This window comes from Rhizobium albus (genome assembly GCA_030160035.1).
GTDB classification, from domain to species: Bacteria; Pseudomonadota; Alphaproteobacteria; order Rhizobiales; family Rhizobiaceae; genus Georhizobium; species Georhizobium albus.
The window spans coordinates 1,030,147-1,047,519 of sequence record BSNO01000001.1; the positions used below are offsets into that span (position 1 = coordinate 1,030,147).

The window sequence follows — 17,373 nt, forward strand, 5'->3', positions numbered from 1 at the left end:
GATGCGGCAGGTGAGGCAACTTTCCATCTCGATTCGTCCCCTCAAATCGAATAGTTTCTGGCGATGTCTTTCTGGGCCAGACTCATCGAACTCGTCGGCGACGCCGCTTCTGACGCCATTTCTCGTGTCATCGAGGCCGTGCGCACGCTGTTCGAAGGAGATCCGGAGACGCGCCGCCGTGTCGCCTTTTCCGTGGCGATGATCGCGCTTTCCGCCAAGATGGCGAAGGCCGACGGCGTTGTCAGCAATGCTGAAGTGCAGGCCTTCAGGGACATATTCTCGATCCCTCAGCAGGAAGAAGAGAACGTCGCGCGGCTTTACAACCTCGCCAAGCAGGACGTTGCGGGCTTTGAGCACTATGCGCGACGGCTGCGCGGGCTCTGCGAAGGCGGCGAAGAGCGCTGTCTCATTCTCGAGGACATTCTCGACGGGTTGTTCCATATCGCCAAGGCCGACGGCGCCATTCACGAGCGCGAGCTTGGGTTCTTGCAGCGGGTCGCCGAGATCTTCGGCATTGATGAAGACCAGTTCGCCCGCATCATGGCGCGGCACGTCCATGTCGATGGCTTCGATCCTTATCTGATCCTTGGCGTCACACGAGACACCGACCTCGCCGAGATCAAGAGGCGTTATCGCCGCGCTGTCGCAGAAAACCATCCTGACAGGCTCTTGGCACGTGGCGTTCCGGAAGAGTTCATCACTATCGCCACGGACCGCACCGCGAAGCTCAACGCAGCGTTCGAAGCGATCGAGCGAGACCGCATCGCTGCATGAGTGAAAGTCATTTGGAACCCTTCGCCCCCGACTGCGATCTTGTCAGCGCGGTGCACCCTGCCGCGAATTTCAACGATCGTGTGGATGGCGGTCCGATCGACGTCTTGCTCCTGCATTATACCGGGATGGAAGATGAAGATGCCGCCATCAAGCGGCTGACGATCGCCGAAAGCTCCGTCTCCTGCCATTACTTCGTGAAGCTCGATGGCACGCTGTTGCAGTTCGTGCCGGAGGACAAGCGCGCCTGGCATGCGGGCATCAGCGCGTGGCATGGTGTGCCCGACATCAACAGCCGGTCGATCGGGGTTGAGATCGCTAATTCCGGGCATGATTTCGGATATCCCGAATTTGCCGCGCCCCAGATCGAGACGATCAAGGCGCTTGCCATCGACTGTGGCCGGCGTCGCCACATTCCTGCTGAGCGGATTCTGGCCCACAGCGACGTCGCGCCATCCCGAAAACATGATCCTGGCGAAAAATTTCCCTGGGCCGAATTGTTTCGGGCAGGCATCGGGCACTATGTTGAGCCGGCGCCCATCACCGGCGGGCGCTTCTTTCAGCGTGGCGATGCCGGTGCGCCGATCGAGGCCTATCAGTCAATGCTCGCGCTTTATGGCTACAGCATTGAAATCGATGGCGTGTTCGGCATCGCGACCGAGCAGGTGACCAAAGCGTTCCAACGCCATTTCCGGCCCGCTCTGGTTGACGGGATCGCCGACAGCTCAACGATAGATACATTGCATCGCTTGCTTCAGGCATTGCCAAAATACAGATAAATTCGCTGCATCGTCATATGCACAATAGGCGATTTAACATTCTGCAACATGTTGTTATTTGGCGGGTCATAAACTCGCCCTCCAGAGCCCTATACATCCCTCGCCATTGTCGTGGCCGGTCACGAGACCTCGGGGCATCGTGGTTGTGACTGGTCTGAACTGGGTGTTTCGGGGGCGTTGCCTATTGCCATAGGGCAGGCTCGTTCCTGTTCTGTGGAGTATATTACTGATGAAATTTGTACTGACGGCGACGTCGGCAGCCCTTTTGAACGTGCTTGTCGCAGGCTGGGCATTGGCAGAGACCGATGCAGCTGGCGAAGCGAGAGAAACCGCCGCAGCGGCTTCATCCGAGGCACGGGCGGTCAAGCCGATGTTCCACCAGTCGCAGCACGGACCCGTCATGGATAGCTATGTCGAACGTCCGACCCGTCCCGCCGCCGAGCCTGAGCAGGAAGCCGCTGAAAGCGACGATGCTGGAGAAGCCGATGCGGCGACGGAAGCTGCATCGAACCAAGGCGCAGCAACTGAAACGACCGAGAAGCCGATCCAGGAGCAGACCCGTGTTTCCGGTTACGCTGCCAATCCGTATGGCAGCCTGATTTCGAGTTATGCTGAAGCGCATGGCATCTCGGAGAGCCTCGCACACGCCGTGGTTCGCGTCGAAAGCAACTTCCGTTCGGACGCGACCGGAGCGGCTGGCGAGATCGGCCTTATGCAGCTGAAGCTGTCGACGGCACGGATGATGGGTTACTCCGGTTCGCGCAGCGCTCTTTACGATCCGGAAACCAACATCAAGTACGGAATGCGCTACCTCGCAAAGGCACAGAGCCTCAGCGACGGCTCGACCTGCGGAACGATCTTGAAGTATAATGCCGGCCATGGTGCCAAGCGTATGAACCCGGTTTCGGCGCGCTATTGCAGCAAGGTGAGTGCACTTCTTCAGTGATCTCTGACGGATTTTCGATACCCGAATTCGGACGCGAGGCTTAACCGCTTCGCGCTCGGATGTCTGGGGCAACAGGCCGGGTCTCTCCTCACGGAGGGGCCCGGTTCCGTTTTTGCAGCCCGACCGGTCGGAACGCGCTGGACCGGAGATGGCTTTCAAGGCTATCAGGAGCCGCCAGTCGGCCGGGCAGCCGCGCTCCGCAAAAGGTCGAAAGGCCGCGGGGTGAGGAAAGTCCGGGCTCCACGGAAACACGGTGCCGGATAACGTCCGGCGGGGGCGACCCTAGGGAAAGTGCCACAGAAAGCAAACCGCCTCGCTCAGGCGAGGTAAGGGTGAAAGGGTGGGGTAAGAGCCCACCGCGTCGCTGGCGACAGGGACGGCACGGTAAACCCCACCGGGAGCAAGACCGAATAGGGATGACGCGGCCGCCTGAAAGGGCGGCCAGCCCGTTTCCGGGCCGGTCATCCGGGTGGGTTGCGCGAGGCGAAACGCAAGTTTCGTCCCAGATGAATGGCTGCCGCGTTCGGCGTCTCTCGAGACGTCGGGCCATACAGAACCCGGCTTACAGGCCGACTGGCAAATTCCCTGCAAAACAGAGCGCGTGAGCGGTCCGACTTCGGCGGCAAACGTCGTCGGCGCAACGGTTTGCCGGCTCTTCGTAACCGTTCCTTAAGCATGTTTTCGCATCATCGCGAATGCCGGAATCCGTGCTGTTGCGTCGCCACTTCAAGGAGCGTTCCCATTGACGCCCAAAATGTCCCATGTTATCCCAAATGCACAGTTTTGAAGGGCGCGTCGCTGCCCGATCATTGTTCACATTCCGTACGGATGCGTTGGGGCGGCCGAGGCTTGCGAGTGTCTCGGGTGGTGTCGTTTGCGTGTGTCATCGTCGGCGTTTCGGGGGACTTATGGCATGGGCCGTGCAGCAGGACATGAACGCGGCAAGCGATGAACCGGTTCTTGTCCAGCCAGACCAAGAAGATCGATGCGAAGGGGCGGGTATCCGTGCCGGCGATCTTCCGCACGGTCATGGCGCGGCAGTCGATCGAGGATCTCTACGGCTTTCAGGATTTTCTCTATCCGGCGTTCTGCTTCGGCGGGCCGGATATTCTCGATCGCTACGAGCGGCAGATCTCAACGCTCGATCCTTTCTCTCCGCGGGCACAGCAATTGTCGCTGCTTATTCACGGCGGCGGCTCGTTCTTTCGACTGGACGGGGAAGGGCGACTGATGATCACGGACCTTATTCGCGACTATGCCAATCTTTCAGACGAGGTCACCTTCGTCGGGCGGTCGGATCATTTCCAGCTGTGGGAGCCGTTGGCTTTCCAGCGCATGCAGGATGCGGCGCGGGCGCAGATCGCATCGGCGGGAGCTACGGGGTGATGGCGGGCACAGGCGATTTCGCCGGCCACGGCCGGCCGGACGCTGATGGCGGACCAGCCCGCCACACCCCGGTTCTTCTGCAGGAAGTGCTGGATGCGCTGCAGCCCGAGGCCGGGAAGGTGATCCTGGACGGCACGTTCGGGGCAGGCGGCTACACGAGCGCGTTGCTTGAGCGCGGCGCCGATGTCGTCGCACTGGATCGCGATCCCGGTGCAATCGCGGGTGGCCAGCCGCTGGTCGATGCCTGGAAAGGCAAGCTTTCGCTTCACCAGTCTCGCTTCTCGCTTCTCGACCAATTTGCGCCAGAGGGTGGCCTGGACGGCGTCGTTCTCGATATCGGCGTTTCCTCCATGCAGATCGACGAGGCTGATCGCGGCTTTTCCTTTCAGAAGGATGGTCCACTCGACATGCGCATGGAGCGCGCGGGCGTTTCCGCGGCTGATGTCGTCAACCGCCTGAAGGCGGGCGATCTCGCGCGCATCTTCGGGTTCCTCGGCGAAGAGCGCCAGGCCGGGCGCATTGCTCGCGCCATCGAAAAGCGGCGCGCCGAAGAACCGTTCAGCACCACGCGCGACCTCGCCCGGCTGATCGAAACCGTTACGCCGCGCAAGGCCAAGGACAAGATTCACCCGGCAACGCGCGTGTTCCAGGCGCTGCGCATCTACGTCAATGATGAGCTCGGCGAACTCGTTGCGGCTCTCATCGCTGCGGAACGTGCGCTGAAGCCCGGCGGTCGGCTCGCCGTCGTGACGTTCCACTCGCTGGAAGACCGGATCGTGAAGCGGTTTTTTGCCGAACGCAGCGGCAAGGCCGGCGGCTCGCGTCATCTGCCGCAGGTCGAACTGATTGCGGCAACCTTTGTGCCCGTGGGCAAGGGGTTGGTCACGCCGGGTGACGAGGAACTGTCGGACAACCCCCGCGCGCGCTCGGCAAAATTGAGATGCGGTCAACGGACCGAGGCGCAAGCGCAGCGCGCGGACATGTCAGTGTTCGGCCTGCCGGACCTGGCCGAACTTGATGCGATTGGTGGATGAGACAATGCTGAAGCCCTTCAACTTTTTCCTGGTGGTGGCGATGATCGGGGCGGCGACCGTCACCTATCAGATCAAGCATCGTGCCGAGGAGAAGCTCGGTGAAGTTCGTGCGCTGCAGGCGCAGATCCAGCTCGAGCGGCAGACGATCGATCTGCTCGAAGCCGATTGGAGCCTGCTGAACCAGCCAGTGCGGCTCGAGCAGCTTGTCGCGCGGTTCCAGGAAGACCTGCAGCTTGGCAACATCGATCCGCCGCAGATTGCGCAGCCAAACGAGCTGCCGCAGAAACTGCTGCAGATCGAAGAGCTCATCGCGCAGGATTTCGACGATTTCGCAGATCCCACGATCACAGGCTCGGTGGTGCGCTGATGAAGAAGCCCGACATCTTCAACCGCATGCTGGAAAAGCGCCGTCAGGCGGCATTGACCGCGCGCAAGGGCAGCGGCCGCGAGGCCAAGTCGCGCGTCATGATCGCGATGTTCTGCTTTTGCGCTTTCTATGTCGTCATCGGCGGCCGGCTCGTCCAATACGGCATGGCCGACGATCAGGCGACTGCGAGCATTCCGCGGGCGGACATGCTGCTTGCATCGCGCCCGGACCTCGTCGATCGCAATGGCGAAATCCTTGCAACCGACATCCGCACCGTCTCGCTCTATGCCGAACCGCGCCGCATCGTCGATGCCGACGAGGCGATCGAACGACTGCAGACCGTGCTGCCGGATCTCGACATCCGCACCACGCATCGCAAGCTGTCGTCGGATTCGGGCTTCCAGTGGCTGCGTCGTCAGCTCACGCCGAAGCAGCAGGCCGACATCATGGCGCTCGGCATTCCGGGCATCGGCTTCCGTCCGGAAAAGCGCCGGTTCTATCCCGGTGGAACGACGGCCTCGCATATCGTCGGTCACGTCAATGTCGACAATCGCGGCATTGCCGGCATGGAAAAGTATCTCGACAGCCAGGGACTTGCCGATCTCTTCGACCTCGGCATGACGGTCGACGAGGAGATGGAGCCGGTCGCGCTGTCGGTCGATCTGCGCGTTCAGCACATCGTGCGCGACGAGTTGGCTGCTGCGATGGAACGGTACGATGCAATCGCGGCCGGCGCCGTTGTGCTCGACATCCATACCGGCGAAGTCATCGCCATGTCGTCGCTGCCCGACTATAATCCGAACATCCCGTCTCAGGCTCTTGAGAAGGATCGTATGAACCGCATGTCGGCGGGCACATACGAAATGGGTTCGACCTTCAAGACCTTTACGACGGCGATGGCGCTCGACAGCGGCCGGGTGCGGATGGGCGACAGCTTCGATGCGTCGCGTCCTATCCGGATCGGCGGTCACACCATCAGCGACTTCCACGGCAAGCACCGCGTGCTGAGTGTGCCTGAAATCTTCATCTACTCGTCGAACATCGGCACTGCGAAGATGGCAGAAGTCGTCGGCGTTCAGGGCCATCAGGAATTCCTGACGCGCCTCGGTCTTCTGACCCGGATGCAAACAGAGCTGCCTGAAGTCGCCATGCCGCTCCAGCCACGTGAATGGAAGCAGATCAATTCCATCACGATCTCGTTCGGCCATGGCGTCACCACAACACCGCTCCAGACGGCTGTCGCTGCAGCTGCATTGATGAATGGTGGCAAGCTCATCCAGCCGACCTTCCTGCCGCGTACAGAAGCAGAAGCGATGGCGCACGCGGTTCAGGTGGTGAACCCTCAGACCAGCGCCGACATGCGCGAACTCTTTCGCCTGAACTCGCTCGAAGGTTCCGGACGCCGCGCCGACGTGGAAGGCTTCCGGGTCGGCGGCAAGACGGGCACGGCGGAAAAGGTGGTCAATGGACGTTATTCCAGCAACGTGCGCTTCAACGCGTATCTTGCCGCGTTCCCAATGGACGCACCCCAATATGTGGTTCTCGTCGTCATCGACGAGCCGAAGCCGGAGGAAGGGCAGCACTCGGCAACCGCCGGTCTGAACGCCGCGCCGACGGTGTCGGCAATCATTCGCCGCTCCGCTTCGCTGCTCGGCGTGCAGCCCAAATACGGACAGGATGGCTCTGCCATGCTGGTGTCTTATTGAGCGCCAATGAACGGCGCCCTGACGCGTACATGATCTGACGGCATCTGCCGTCCGATCCTTCCAGACTTACGCCCCGTCGCGCGGATCGCGACGCGCATCGAGCGGGGCGGCAACCAGTGGACGTGGGCTATGAGACTTCAGGAACTCGTCGGCATCGACGCGCAAGCGCGTATCGAGACGCCGGAGGGGATGGACGGGAATCCGGAGGTTGCGGGCATCGCTTCAGATAGCCGCAAAGTCCAGCCCGGCTATCTTTTTGCGGCGCTTGCCGGCTCCAAGGCCGATGGCGCGACCTATGTGGCGGATGCGCTGGCGCGGGGCGCTGTTGCCATCGTCGCCGCTGACGATGCAGCCCTGACCGTGACGGCACCGACAATCCGTGTGAAGGAACCACGTGCGTTTCTGGCAAGAACGGCAGCGCGCATCGCAGGCGCTCAGCCCAAGACGATGGTTGCCGTCACAGGGACGGCAGGCAAGACGTCCGTTGCATCCTTCACGCGCCAGATCTGGGCGAGCGTTGGATTGCCGGCCGCGATGATCGGGACGACAGGTGTCGTTTCTCCGACCCGCAACGACTATGGCTCCCTCACCACACCGGATCCGGTCGAACTGCATCGCCTTCTGGCGGAGCTTGCCGCGGAAGGTGTGACGCATGCATCGATGGAGGCTTCGAGCCACGGGCTCGACCAGCACCGGCTGGACGGCGTGACGCTGCAGGCCGGCGGCTTTACCAATCTCGGCCGCGACCATCTCGATTATCATGCCGACATCACGGACTATCTGAACGCCAAGCTGCGCCTGTTTACGGCTCTCTTGCCGAAGGGCGCGCCCGCAATCATCTTTTCCGACGATGCCTATTCCGATCCGGTCATTTCGGCCGCGCGCGATGCCGGGCTCGATGTGCGCACCGTTGGCCGCGGTGGAAATTTCCTTACCCTGAAGCGTGTCGAGCATCAGCGCCAGCGGCAGCTCGCCGAAGTCCACCATGCCGGCAAGATCTACGAAATCGACCTGCCGCTCGCCGGCGATTTTCAATTGTCCAACGCGCTGGTTGCGGCCGGTCTTGCGATCTCGACCGGCGTTGCGCCGGAGCAGGCGATGGCGGCATTGGAGCGGCTCGAAGGTGCTTCGGGGCGACTGGAGCTTGTCGGCACCACGCAGGAAGGCGCTCCCGCTTATGTGGACTATGCGCACAAGCCCGAAGCGCTGGAAAATGTCTTGAAAGCAGTGCGGCCGTTCACGACGGGCCGCATCGTCGTCGTTTTCGGCTGCGGCGGGGACCGAGACCGCGGCAAGCGCCCGATCATGGGCGAAATCGCAACCCGGCTTGCCGATGTGGTGATCGTCACGGACGACAATCCGCGCTCGGAAGTGCCTGCGGAAATCCGTGCCGAGATCCTGGCTGCTGCTCCTGGTGCAACGGAGATCCGCGACAGGGCAGAGGCGATCCGCGCAGCCGTCGGCCTCCTCAAGAAAGGCGACACGCTCATCGTCGCTGGCAAAGGCCACGAGAACGGCCAGACGATCGGTAACAAGACACTCCCATTCTCCGATCACGAACAGGTAAGGGCTGCACTCGCAGCGCATGCGCAATGACACCGCTCTGGACGCTCAAATCCTTTATCGAAGCAACAAATGGACGCCCTGTCGGCGACATGCCGAGCGGCATTACCGGCATTTCCATCGATAGCCGGACGGCAGGCGCGGGCGACGCGTTCTTCGCGATCAAGGGCGACCGGTTCGACGGGCATGACTTCGTCGGCGCGGCTGTTGCCAATGGTGCCGCCGTGCTGGTCGTCGGCGAGGACAAGCTGCCGGCCTTGGGGCATATCCAGGCGCCGATGGTGGTGGTGGACGATGTGCTGGACGCGCTTCGTCGCCTCGGCGAGGCGGCAAGGGCGCGCAGCAAGGCGAAGATCATCGCCGTCACCGGTTCGGTCGGGAAGACGACGACCAAGGGCATGCTGAAGCATTGCCTTTCGGCCGTGGGATCGACCCATGCGGCCGTTGCGTCCTTCAACAATCACTGGGGCGTGCCGCTGACGCTTGCACGCATGCCGGCCGACTGCCGCTTCGGCGTGTTCGAGATCGGCATGAACCATCCGGGCGAGATCACGCCTCTCGTCAAGATGGTCCGCCCGCATGTGGCGATCATCACGACGATTGCCGCCGCCCATCTCGGCAACTTCAAGAGCCTCGATGAGATCGCCGCCGCCAAGGCGGAAATCTTCCTCGGCGTCGAGCCGGATGGACATGCCATTCTCAACCGCGACAACGAGAAGTTCGGTGTTTTGCACGACGGCGCCGACGCAGCCGCTGTCGCGCATATCCACAGCTTCGGCGAAAGCCGGGAGGCCGACTTCCGGCTTGAACGGGTCCAGCTTCATGCGACCTGCTCCTGCCTGACAGCGCGGATCGGCGACGAGGATGTCGCGGTGAAGATCGGGACCCCCGGCCGGCACGTCGTCGAAAATGCTCTGGCCGTGCTCGGCGCTGCCTATCTCGTTGGTGCCGACCTGGCGAAGATTGCTGGCGCACTGGCCGACTTCCGGGCAGAGAAGGGTCGTGGCGCACAGTACCGGCTGAAGAACGGGTCGGGCAACTTCACGCTGATCGACGAAAGCTACAACGCCAATCCTGCCTCCATGCGGGCGGCCATCGCGCTGCTCGGTCATGCGACGCTCGGTCCGAACGGGCGGCGCATCGCCGTACTCGGCGACATGCTCGAACTCGGCCGCTTCTCGCCCAAGCTCCACGAGGAACTCGTCGAGCCTCTGAAGAAGGCGAAGATCGATCGGGTCTATCTTGCCGGGCCGGAAATGAAGGCGCTCGAACAGGCGCTGAAATCCGAAATCGCATGCGAGTATCGCGAGACCACCGCGTCACTCGTGCCTCTCGTGACCAAGGCCGTCCATGCGGGCGATGCCATCATGGTCAAATCATCACTCGGGATCGGCTTCGGCGCGGTCGTTTCCGCTTTGCTTGACAAGTTTCCGGCCGTGCCGGAAGCCGATTCAGGCGATTGAAGAGGCAAAGGACGACACACCCATGCTGATGTGGCTTGTAGGACTGGCGGATGAACTGCAAGTCTTCAATCTTTTCCGCTACATAACGTTCAGAACGGGTGGATCGCTCTTCACCTCGGCCCTGATCGTCTTCCTGTTCGGACCCCGAATCATCGCCTCGTTGCGCATCCGCCAGGGTCGCGGCCAGCCGATCCGTGCCGACGGTCCGCAAACGCACTTCAAGAAAGCCGGCACGCCCACCATGGGCGGGTTGATGATCTTGTCAGGCATCATTGGTGCGTCGCTGCTTTGGGCGGACCTGTCGTCGATCTACGTGCTCGTCACGCTGATCGTGACGATCGGCTTTGGCGCGATCGGCTTTTACGACGACTATCTCAAGGTGACGAAGCAGTCCCATATGGGGTTCTCGGGCAAGGCGCGTCTCGGCATCGAGTTCGTCATCGCCGGCATCGCGGTCTACTTCATCATGCGCACGACGCTTGCATCGACCGCCGCCGACAGCCTGACCTTCGGGTCCTCGCTCGCCTTTCCGTTCTTCAAGGATTTCTTCCTCGATCTCGGGCTCTTCTTCGTCGTCTTCGGTGCGTTCGTGATCGTGGGCGCCGGCAACGCGGTGAACCTGACCGACGGTCTCGACGGTCTTGCCATAGGCCCGGTGATGATCGCGGCAGGCGCCTTTGGCGTGATCGCGTATCTCACCGGCAACGCGCTGTTTTCAGACTATCTGCAGATCAATTTCGTGCCCGGCACGGGAGAGCTTGCCGTCGTGCTCGGCGCCGTCATCGGGGCAGGGCTCGGCTTTCTCTGGTTCAACGCGCCGCCCGCCGCCATTTTCATGGGCGACACGGGATCGCTCGCGCTTGGCGGATTGATCGGCACGGTTGCCGTCGCCACAAAGCACGAGATCGTCATGGCGATCATCGGTGGCCTCTTCGTCATGGAGGCGCTGTCGGTGATGATCCAGGTCGGCGTCTTCAAGCTCACCGGCAAGCGCGTCTTTCTCATGGCGCCGATACACCATCACTTCGAAAAGAAGGGCTGGACGGAGAGCCAAGTCGTGGTCCGCTTCTGGATCATCGCCATCATCCTGGCCCTTGTCGGCCTTGCAACGCTGAAGCTGCGCTGAGCCATGATCGCGGCCAAGACATTCAATGGTCGGAAGCTTGCTCTGTTCGGTCTCGGTGGCTCGGGCATCGTCACCGCCCGCGCCCTCGTCGCCGGAGGAGCGAACCTCGTCGCGTGGGACGACAATCCGGAATCGGTGCAGCGGGCGCGTGACGAGGGAATCGTCACGCATGATCTGCGCGAGATCGATTGGTCTGAGATCGCATCCTTCGTGCTCTCGCCCGGCGTGCCACTCACCCATCCAAAGCCGCACTGGAGCGTGGACCTTGCCCGCCAGGCGGGGGTCGAGATCATCGGCGACATCGAAATCTTCTGCCGCGAGCGCCGCGCAAGCCAATCGAATGCGCCCTTCATCGCCATCACCGGTACGAACGGCAAATCCACGACGACGGCTCTGATCGCACATATTCTCGCCTCGAGCGGCCGCGACACGCAGCTTGGCGGCAATATCGGCACAGCCGTCCTGTCGCTCGACTCGCCCACGGCGGATCGTTTTTTCGTCGTCGAATGCTCCTCCTATCAGATCGACCTGGCGCCGAGCCTCGATCCGACCGCCGGCATCCTTCTCAACCTGTCGCCTGATCATCTCGATCGGCACGGCAGCATGGAAAATTACGCGGCGATCAAAAAACGGCTCGTTGCCGGTTCCGACGTTGCGATCGTCGGTGTCGACGACGATTTCTCTGCTGCCATCGCAGAGCGGATCGGCATGTCCGGCTTGAAGCTCGTTCGGATTTCGAAGGAGCGCGCGCTGGCCGATGGCCTGTTCGCGCAGTCGAGCCGCATCGTGCAGGCGGGAAGCACTGGCGAGCGCACGATTGTCGATCTCGCCGGTCACCCGACCTTGAAGGGCGCCCACAATGCCCAGAACACGGCAGCTGCCATTGCGGCCTGCCTCGCCGTCGGCCTGAGCGAGGCAGAAATCGAAGCCGGCATCCGCACGTTCCCAGGCCTCAAGCATCGCATGCAGCCGGTCGGCCGCCGTGGCGCGGTCGTCTTCGTCAACGACTCCAAGGCGACCAATGCCGATGCGGCGGCGCCAGCGCTGTCGAGCTTCACCGACATCCACTGGATTCTGGGCGGCCTGCCGAAGGCGGGTGGCATCACATCACTGCAGCCGTTCTTCAGCCGGATATCCAAGGCCTATCTGATCGGTGAGGCCGCGCCCGATTTTGCCGCCACTCTGGGCGAGGCCGTGCCCTACGAAATCTCGGGCACGCTCGATCTCGCCGTCACTCATGCCGCGCGCGACGCTGCTGAGAGTACCGCCGGCGCGCCGGTCGTGCTGCTCAGCCCGGCTTGCGCAAGTTTCGATCAGTACAGGAATTTCGAGGTTCGCGGCGATGCGTTCGTCGCGGCCGTAGCTGGTCTCGACGGTGTCGAGATGCTGGTGCCTTTCGCTAAGGAGAGCGACTGAGATGGTAAGCCGAGCGGAACGGGGACTTGTTGCCGACTGGTTCTGGACGATCGACCGCGTGTTCCTGATCGCGTTCGTTCTCCTGATGGCGCTCGGATTCATGCTGTCTTTCGCCGCCAGCCCGGCCGTTGCCGAGCGCATCGGGCTCGACAGCTTCTATTTCGTGAAGCGCCATGCGGTATTTTTGCTGCCCACGCTGGTCGTGATGATCGGCGTGTCGTTTTTGACGCCGAGGCAGGTTCGACGGGCGGCACTCTTCATCTTCGGCCTATCGACGCTGCTGATGGTGCTCGCACTCTTTATCGGCGTGGAAGTGAAGGGCTCGCGGCGCTGGATCGCCCTTGCGGGTATCTCCATCCAGCCGTCGGAGTTCATGAAGCCGGCCTTCGTCATTCTGTGTGCGTGGCTCTTTTCCGAGCATAGCCGTCAGCCAGAAATCCCCGGCAACCTCTTCGCGATCATCCTCTTCGTCATCATCTCGGCCCTGCTGCTCGCCCAGCCCGACCTTGGACAGACCGTTCTGGTGGCGGCGATCTGGGGCGGCATGTTCTTCATGGCCGGCATGCCCTGGTTCTGGATCATCCTGTTCGGCGTCGTCGGCGTCGGCGGCATTTTGGGCGCCTACACGGCATTCCCGCACGTGCAGGGCCGTATCGATCGCTTCCTGACCGGCGAGGGCGACACCTATCAGGTCGACACCGCCCGCGAAGCCATCATCCGCGGCGACTGGTTCGGCCGCGGTCCGGGCGAAGGCACCATCAAGCGGATCCTGCCCGACAGCCATACGGACTTCATCTTCGCGGTGGCGGCGGAAGAGTTCGGCATCATCTTCTGCATGGCACTCGTCGTCATCTTCGCCTTCATCGTGCTGCGCGGTCTTAGCCATGCCAGCCGTGAGCGCGACGATTTCACCCGGCTCGCCATCTCCGGCCTCGTGCTTCTGATCGGGCTGCAGTCGCTGATCAACATCTCGGTCAATCTCGAGCTCGCGCCTGCCAAGGGCATGACCCTGCCGCTGATCTCCTACGGCGGCTCGTCGATGATCGCGGTGGCGATCTCCGTCGGCTTTCTTCTGGCGCTGACGCGGCGCAGGCCGGAAAAGCGCTCGTCGGAACGCAGCCTGTTCGGAGATTTCGGCTTCCGCGTGCCGGCCGAATAGCAAAGACCTGAAGGGATCGCTTCTTGAGCAAACTGTTTCTGCTTTCGGCCGGGGGAACCGGGGGACATCTTTTTCCGGCCGAGGCGCTGGCTCATGAGCTGAGACGCCGCGGCCACCGGGTCGACCTCGTGACCGACACCCGCGCCGAGCGGTTCGCCGGACAGTTCCCGGCCGATGCGGTGCATGTGGTTCGCTCCGCAACGATCGGTTCGCGCAACCCGATCGCCGTCGCAAAGTCGGTGATCACACTGGTCAAGGGCGTCGGCGAGGCCAAGCGCCTTATCAACCGGCTGAAACCCGCGGCCGTGATCGGCTTTGGCGGATATCCGACGCTGCCGCCGGTCTACGCCGCGACGCGGCTCGGTGCGCCGACCCTGCTCCACGAACAAAACGCCGTGATGGGTCGGGCGAACCGGCTACTCGCGCCGAGGGTCGATGCGATCGCGGGCGGCTTCCTGCCGGAAGAGGGCCTGCATTCGGCGCGAACCGTCACGACCGGCAATCCCGTCCGCCCCGCCGTCATCGACGCTTCGCAGGTGCCATACCGACAGTCTGGGCCCGGTGAGCCCTTCAATCTCGTCATTTTCGGCGGCAGCCAGGGCGCCAGCTTCTTCGGTGAGGCGCTGCCGGCCGCCATCGAGAAGCTCGCGCCGGATCTGCGCGCACGGCTGACGATTACTCAGCAGGCGCGGGCGGAGGATGCGGACAGGGTCGTTGCGGCCTACCGCGCGCTTGGCATCACGGCGGAAGTGTCGCCGTTCTTTTCTGACATGGCGGCGCGGATCGCTGCCGCGCATCTCGTCATCAGCCGCTCTGGCGCGTCGACGGTGTCGGAGCTCGCCGTCATCGGTCGACCGGCTATCCTCGTGCCGTATCCGCACGCACTCGACCATGACCAGGCCGCCAACGCGGCGGCCCTCATGGCGAAGGGCGGCGCCGAGGTTATCCAGCAATCGGCGCTCGACCAGCCGCGGCTGACCGGCCTGATCGCAAGTGCCCTGAGCGAGCCTGACAGGCTTGCGGCCACGGCTGCCAGCGCCAAGGCGACCGGCCGGCCGAATGCCGCCGCCTTGCTCGCCGATCTCGCAGAGGCTATTGCGGGCCGCATGAGCATCGGGAAATTCAAGGAAAACCGCGCATGAAGATGCCGCAGACCATCGGCCTCGTCCATTTCGTCGGCATTGGCGGCATTGGCATGAGCGGCATTGCCGAAGCGCTTCATACGCTTGGCTACAGCGTGCAGGGCTCCGATCAGTCGGAAAGCGCGAATGTAGAGCGCCTGCGCAAGAAGGGCATCCCGGTCAGCGTCGGGCACGCGGCTGAAAATCTCGGCGATGCTGAGGTGCTGGTGGTGTCGACGGCGATCCGGAAGGACAATCCGGAACTGGTTGCGGCGCGCGAAAAGCTGCTGCCTATCGTCCGCCGCGCCGAAATGCTCGCCGAGCTGATGCGCTTCCGCAACGCGGTCGCGATCGGCGGCACGCATGGCAAGACCACGACGACCTCCATGGTCGCCGCCTTGCTCGACGCCGGCAATCTCGACCCGACCGTCATTAATGGCGGCATCATCAACGCCTATGGCACCAATGCCCGCATGGGGGCAGGCGACTGGATGGTGGTGGAAGCCGACGAGAGCGATGGCACGTTCCTGAAGCTGCCCGCCGACGTGGCCGTGGTCACGAATATCGATCCCGAACATCTCGATCATTACGGCTCGTTCGATGCGGTTCGAGCGGCCTTCGCGCAGTTTGTCGAGAACGTGCCGTTCTATGGCTTCGGCGTCATGTGTCTGGACCATCCGGAGGTGCAGTCGCTTGTCGGCAAGATCGAAGATCGCCGCGTCGTCACCTATGGCGAGAACCCTCAGGCCGATGTGCGCTTCCTCAACCACCGCATGGACGGCCCGGTTTCGGTGTTCGACGTTCTGATCCGCCGCCGCAAGACCGGCGAGACGATCGACATCTGCGACCTGCGTCTTCCGATGCCTGGCCGTCACAATGTGTCCAATGCCACGGCGGCGACCGCCGTCGCGATCGAACTCGGTGTGACGCCGGAGCAGATCAAGACCGGCCTTAGTTCCTTTGGCGGCGTGAAGCGGCGCTTCACGCATGTGGGCAGCTGGAAGGGCGTGGAGATTTTCGACGATTACGGGCATCACCCTGTCGAGATCAAGGCGGTGCTCAGAGCCGCCCGGGACGCCTGCGACGGTCGCATCGTCGCCATCGTCCAGCCGCATCGCTACACGCGGCTGGCGAGCCTGTTCGACGATTTCGCCGCCTGTTTCAACGATGCGGACACCGTCATCCTCGCTCCGGTCTACACGGCAGGTGAGCAGCCGATCGAGGGCATCGATTCCGCCCATCTGGCACAGCGCATGAAGGCCGGCGGTCATCGCGACGTGCGCCTGATCGAGGCGCCGAACGAACTGGCAGCCATCGTTGCTGCGACGGCCTCGAAGGGCGATTACGTGGTGTGCCTTGGCGCGGGCTCCATCACCTATTGGGCGGCTGCGCTCGGAGGTGAGCTTGCAGCATTGTCCGGAGACGCATGATGCAGCATCCCCAGCACGGTGCGAAGCTTCTGGAAACGCTCGGTCCGATCTTTGATGGCCTTCGCGGCCGCGTGACCCCCGACGCGTCGATGGACAAGATCACCTGGTTTCGGGCCGGTGGTACGGCCGATCTTCTGTTTCAGCCGGCCGACCGGGATGATCTTGCCGCGTTCCTGAAGGCGCTTCCCGAAGACGTGCCGCTGATGGTCGTCGGGATCGGCTCGAACCTTCTGGTGCGCGATGGCGGCATTCGCGGCGCCGTCGTGCGGCTATCCGCAAAGGGCTTCGGCGACATCGAGCAGGTTGGCGAGACACGGCTGAAGGCAGGTGCAGCTTCGCCGGACAAGCGTGTCGCGGCCGCGGCACTTGATGCCTCTATCGGAGGCCTGCATTTTTACCACGGCATCCCCGGCGGCATCGGCGGCGCGCTTCGGATGAACGCTGGCGCAAACGGCGTGGAAACCAAGGATCGGGTCGTCGAAGTGCACGCGCTCGATCGGCAGGGCAATGTCCATGTGCTGAGCAACGCCGACATGGGCTACAGCTACCGCCACAGCGGGGCGGCCGACGATCTCATCTTCACCCATGCGATCTTCGAGGGCTACGCGGCCGACCAGGCTGTGATCCGTGCCGAGATGGATGCGGTCCAGCATCACCGAGAAACGGTGCAGCCGATCCGTGAGAAAACCGGCGGCTCGACCTTCAAGAACCCGCCTGATTCGTCTGCCTGGAAGGAAATCGACCGGGCAGGTTGTCGTGGTCTGACGATCGGCGGCGCGCAGATGTCACCGATGCATTGCAACTTCATGATCAATACGGGGCAGGCGAGCGGCTACGACCTGGAATTTCTCGGCGAGACCGTTCGCGCACGCGTTGCGCAAACGAGCGGCGTGCGCCTGCATTGGGAAATCCGCCGTCTCGGTGAGTTCGCCGATGGCCGGGTGGTACAGCCCTTTCTCGGGACCGAGTAGGTCCTCGATTTCACCCGCTTGAGGGTTCGGCCGACGCCCCTTTGAAATCACATGTGATTCCAAGGGGCTCCGTGTGGGGTTGTCACGGAATCCCCGTTCTGATTCCTTGGGTTCAAGCACATTCGTCACTGAGTC

15 protein-coding genes and 1 other RNA gene are annotated in these 17,373 nt (G+C 62.7%); all 16 read left to right on the top strand.

What is annotated here, in order from left to right; genetic code table 11:
- Positions 1–63 precede the first annotated feature (63 nt).
- The 16 genes from QQL76_RS04925 to murB all read left to right on the top strand — a co-directional run bounded on the left by QQL76_RS04925 (position 64) and on the right by murB (position 17,238).
- A complete protein-coding gene (locus QQL76_RS04925) occupies positions 64–774 on the top strand; it encodes a J domain-containing protein (protein ID WP_126009418.1) in 711 nt (236 codons plus the stop codon).
- Between the two features lie 11 nt (positions 775–785).
- Positions 786–1,550 (top strand): N-acetylmuramoyl-L-alanine amidase, encoded by a 765-nt coding sequence (locus QQL76_RS04930; protein WP_499206628.1) that lies wholly within the window; start codon positions 786–788, stop codon positions 1,548–1,550.
- 370 nt (positions 1,551–1,920) lie between these two features.
- Entirely contained in the window at positions 1,921–2,496 is a 576-nt protein-coding gene (locus tag QQL76_RS04935) for a lytic transglycosylase domain-containing protein (RefSeq protein WP_499207115.1), read from the top strand.
- Positions 2,497–2,670: 174 nt separating this feature from the next.
- An RNA gene (rnpB, locus tag QQL76_RS04940) (RNase P RNA component class A) lies at positions 2,671–3,077 on the top strand.
- 367 nt (positions 3,078–3,444) lie between these two features.
- Positions 3,445–3,882 carry a division/cell wall cluster transcriptional repressor MraZ gene (gene mraZ, locus QQL76_RS04945; protein ID WP_499206629.1) on the top strand — a complete coding sequence of 146 codons (438 nt, stop codon included), beginning with the start codon at positions 3,445–3,447 and terminating at the stop codon, positions 3,880–3,882.
- Complete coding sequence (rsmH, locus tag QQL76_RS04950; protein ID WP_499206630.1) at positions 3,882–4,916, top strand: 16S rRNA (cytosine(1402)-N(4))-methyltransferase; 1,035 nt, start codon at positions 3,882–3,884, stop codon at positions 4,914–4,916. The genes mraZ and rsmH overlap by 1 nt, the downstream gene beginning before the upstream one ends.
- 4 nt (positions 4,917–4,920) lie before the next feature.
- A complete protein-coding gene (ftsL, locus tag QQL76_RS04955; protein WP_126009426.1) occupies positions 4,921–5,283 on the top strand; it encodes a cell division protein FtsL in 363 nt (120 codons plus the stop codon).
- A 26-nt stretch (positions 5,284–5,309) separates the two neighbouring features.
- A complete protein-coding gene (locus QQL76_RS04960; RefSeq protein WP_499207116.1) occupies positions 5,310–6,989 on the top strand; it encodes a peptidoglycan D,D-transpeptidase FtsI family protein in 1,680 nt (559 codons plus the stop codon).
- A gap of 129 nt (positions 6,990–7,118) precedes the next feature.
- Positions 7,119–8,585: a UDP-N-acetylmuramoyl-L-alanyl-D-glutamate--2,6-diaminopimelate ligase gene (locus QQL76_RS04965; protein WP_499206631.1), complete on the top strand. Its 1,467-nt coding sequence runs from the start codon at positions 7,119–7,121 to the stop codon at positions 8,583–8,585.
- The gene (locus tag QQL76_RS04970) at positions 8,582–10,015 is read left to right on the top strand and encodes a UDP-N-acetylmuramoylalanyl-D-glutamyl-2,6-diaminopimelate--D-alanyl-D-alanine ligase (protein ID WP_499206632.1); all 1,434 of its coding nucleotides are present in this window, start codon (positions 8,582–8,584) and stop codon (positions 10,013–10,015) included. Before QQL76_RS04965 ends, QQL76_RS04970 begins: the two co-directional genes overlap by 4 nt.
- Positions 10,016–10,037: 22 nt before the next feature.
- Complete coding sequence (gene mraY, locus QQL76_RS04975) at positions 10,038–11,141, top strand: phospho-N-acetylmuramoyl-pentapeptide-transferase (RefSeq protein WP_404864230.1); 1,104 nt, start codon at positions 10,038–10,040, stop codon at positions 11,139–11,141.
- Positions 11,142–11,144: 3 nt separating this feature from the next.
- Entirely contained in the window at positions 11,145–12,557 is a 1,413-nt protein-coding gene (gene murD, locus QQL76_RS04980; protein WP_499206633.1) for a Mur ligase family protein, read from the top strand.
- A 1-nt stretch (position 12,558) separates the two neighbouring features.
- Positions 12,559–13,716 carry an FtsW/RodA/SpoVE family cell cycle protein gene (gene ftsW, locus QQL76_RS04985; protein WP_499206634.1) on the top strand — a complete coding sequence of 386 codons (1,158 nt, stop codon included), beginning with the start codon at positions 12,559–12,561 and terminating at the stop codon, positions 13,714–13,716.
- Positions 13,717–13,739: 23 nt separating this feature from the next.
- Positions 13,740–14,858: a UDP-N-acetylglucosamine--N-acetylmuramyl-(pentapeptide) pyrophosphoryl-undecaprenol N-acetylglucosamine transferase gene (gene murG, locus QQL76_RS04990; RefSeq protein ID WP_499206635.1), complete on the top strand. Its 1,119-nt coding sequence runs from the start codon at positions 13,740–13,742 to the stop codon at positions 14,856–14,858.
- A complete protein-coding gene (gene murC / locus QQL76_RS04995) occupies positions 14,855–16,267 on the top strand; it encodes a UDP-N-acetylmuramate--L-alanine ligase (RefSeq protein ID WP_499206636.1) in 1,413 nt (470 codons plus the stop codon). The genes murG and murC overlap by 4 nt, the downstream gene beginning before the upstream one ends.
- Positions 16,264–17,238, top strand: coding sequence for a UDP-N-acetylmuramate dehydrogenase (murB, locus tag QQL76_RS05000; protein ID WP_499206637.1), 975 nt, complete (start codon positions 16,264–16,266; stop codon positions 17,236–17,238). Before murC ends, murB begins: the two co-directional genes overlap by 4 nt.
- Positions 17,239–17,373: the final 135 nt, after the last annotated feature.

Bases quoted from the DNA above. Each gene is read 5' to 3' on its own strand.
- QQL76_RS04925 (WP_126009418.1), top strand. From the start codon at position 64: ATGTCTTTCTGGGCCAGACTCATCGAACTCGTCGGCGACGCCGCTTCT.
- QQL76_RS04935 (WP_499207115.1), top strand. From the start codon at position 1,921: ATGTTCCACCAGTCGCAGCACGGACCCGTCATGGATAGCTATGTCGAA.
- mraZ (WP_499206629.1), top strand. From the start codon at position 3,445: ATGAACCGGTTCTTGTCCAGCCAGACCAAGAAGATCGATGCGAAGGGG.
- rsmH (WP_499206630.1), top strand. From the start codon at position 3,882: ATGGCGGGCACAGGCGATTTCGCCGGCCACGGCCGGCCGGACGCTGAT.
- ftsL (WP_126009426.1), top strand. From the start codon at position 4,921: ATGCTGAAGCCCTTCAACTTTTTCCTGGTGGTGGCGATGATCGGGGCG.
- QQL76_RS04960 (WP_499207116.1), top strand. From the start codon at position 5,310: ATGCTGGAAAAGCGCCGTCAGGCGGCATTGACCGCGCGCAAGGGCAGC.
- QQL76_RS04965 (WP_499206631.1), top strand. From the start codon at position 7,119: ATGAGACTTCAGGAACTCGTCGGCATCGACGCGCAAGCGCGTATCGAG.
- QQL76_RS04970 (WP_499206632.1), top strand. From the start codon at position 8,582: ATGACACCGCTCTGGACGCTCAAATCCTTTATCGAAGCAACAAATGGA.
- mraY (WP_404864230.1), top strand. From the start codon at position 10,038: ATGCTGATGTGGCTTGTAGGACTGGCGGATGAACTGCAAGTCTTCAAT.
- murD (WP_499206633.1), top strand. From the start codon at position 11,145: ATGATCGCGGCCAAGACATTCAATGGTCGGAAGCTTGCTCTGTTCGGT.
- ftsW (WP_499206634.1), top strand. From the start codon at position 12,559: ATGGTAAGCCGAGCGGAACGGGGACTTGTTGCCGACTGGTTCTGGACG.
- murC (WP_499206636.1), top strand. From the start codon at position 14,855: ATGAAGATGCCGCAGACCATCGGCCTCGTCCATTTCGTCGGCATTGGC.
- murB (WP_499206637.1), top strand. From the start codon at position 16,264: ATGATGCAGCATCCCCAGCACGGTGCGAAGCTTCTGGAAACGCTCGGT.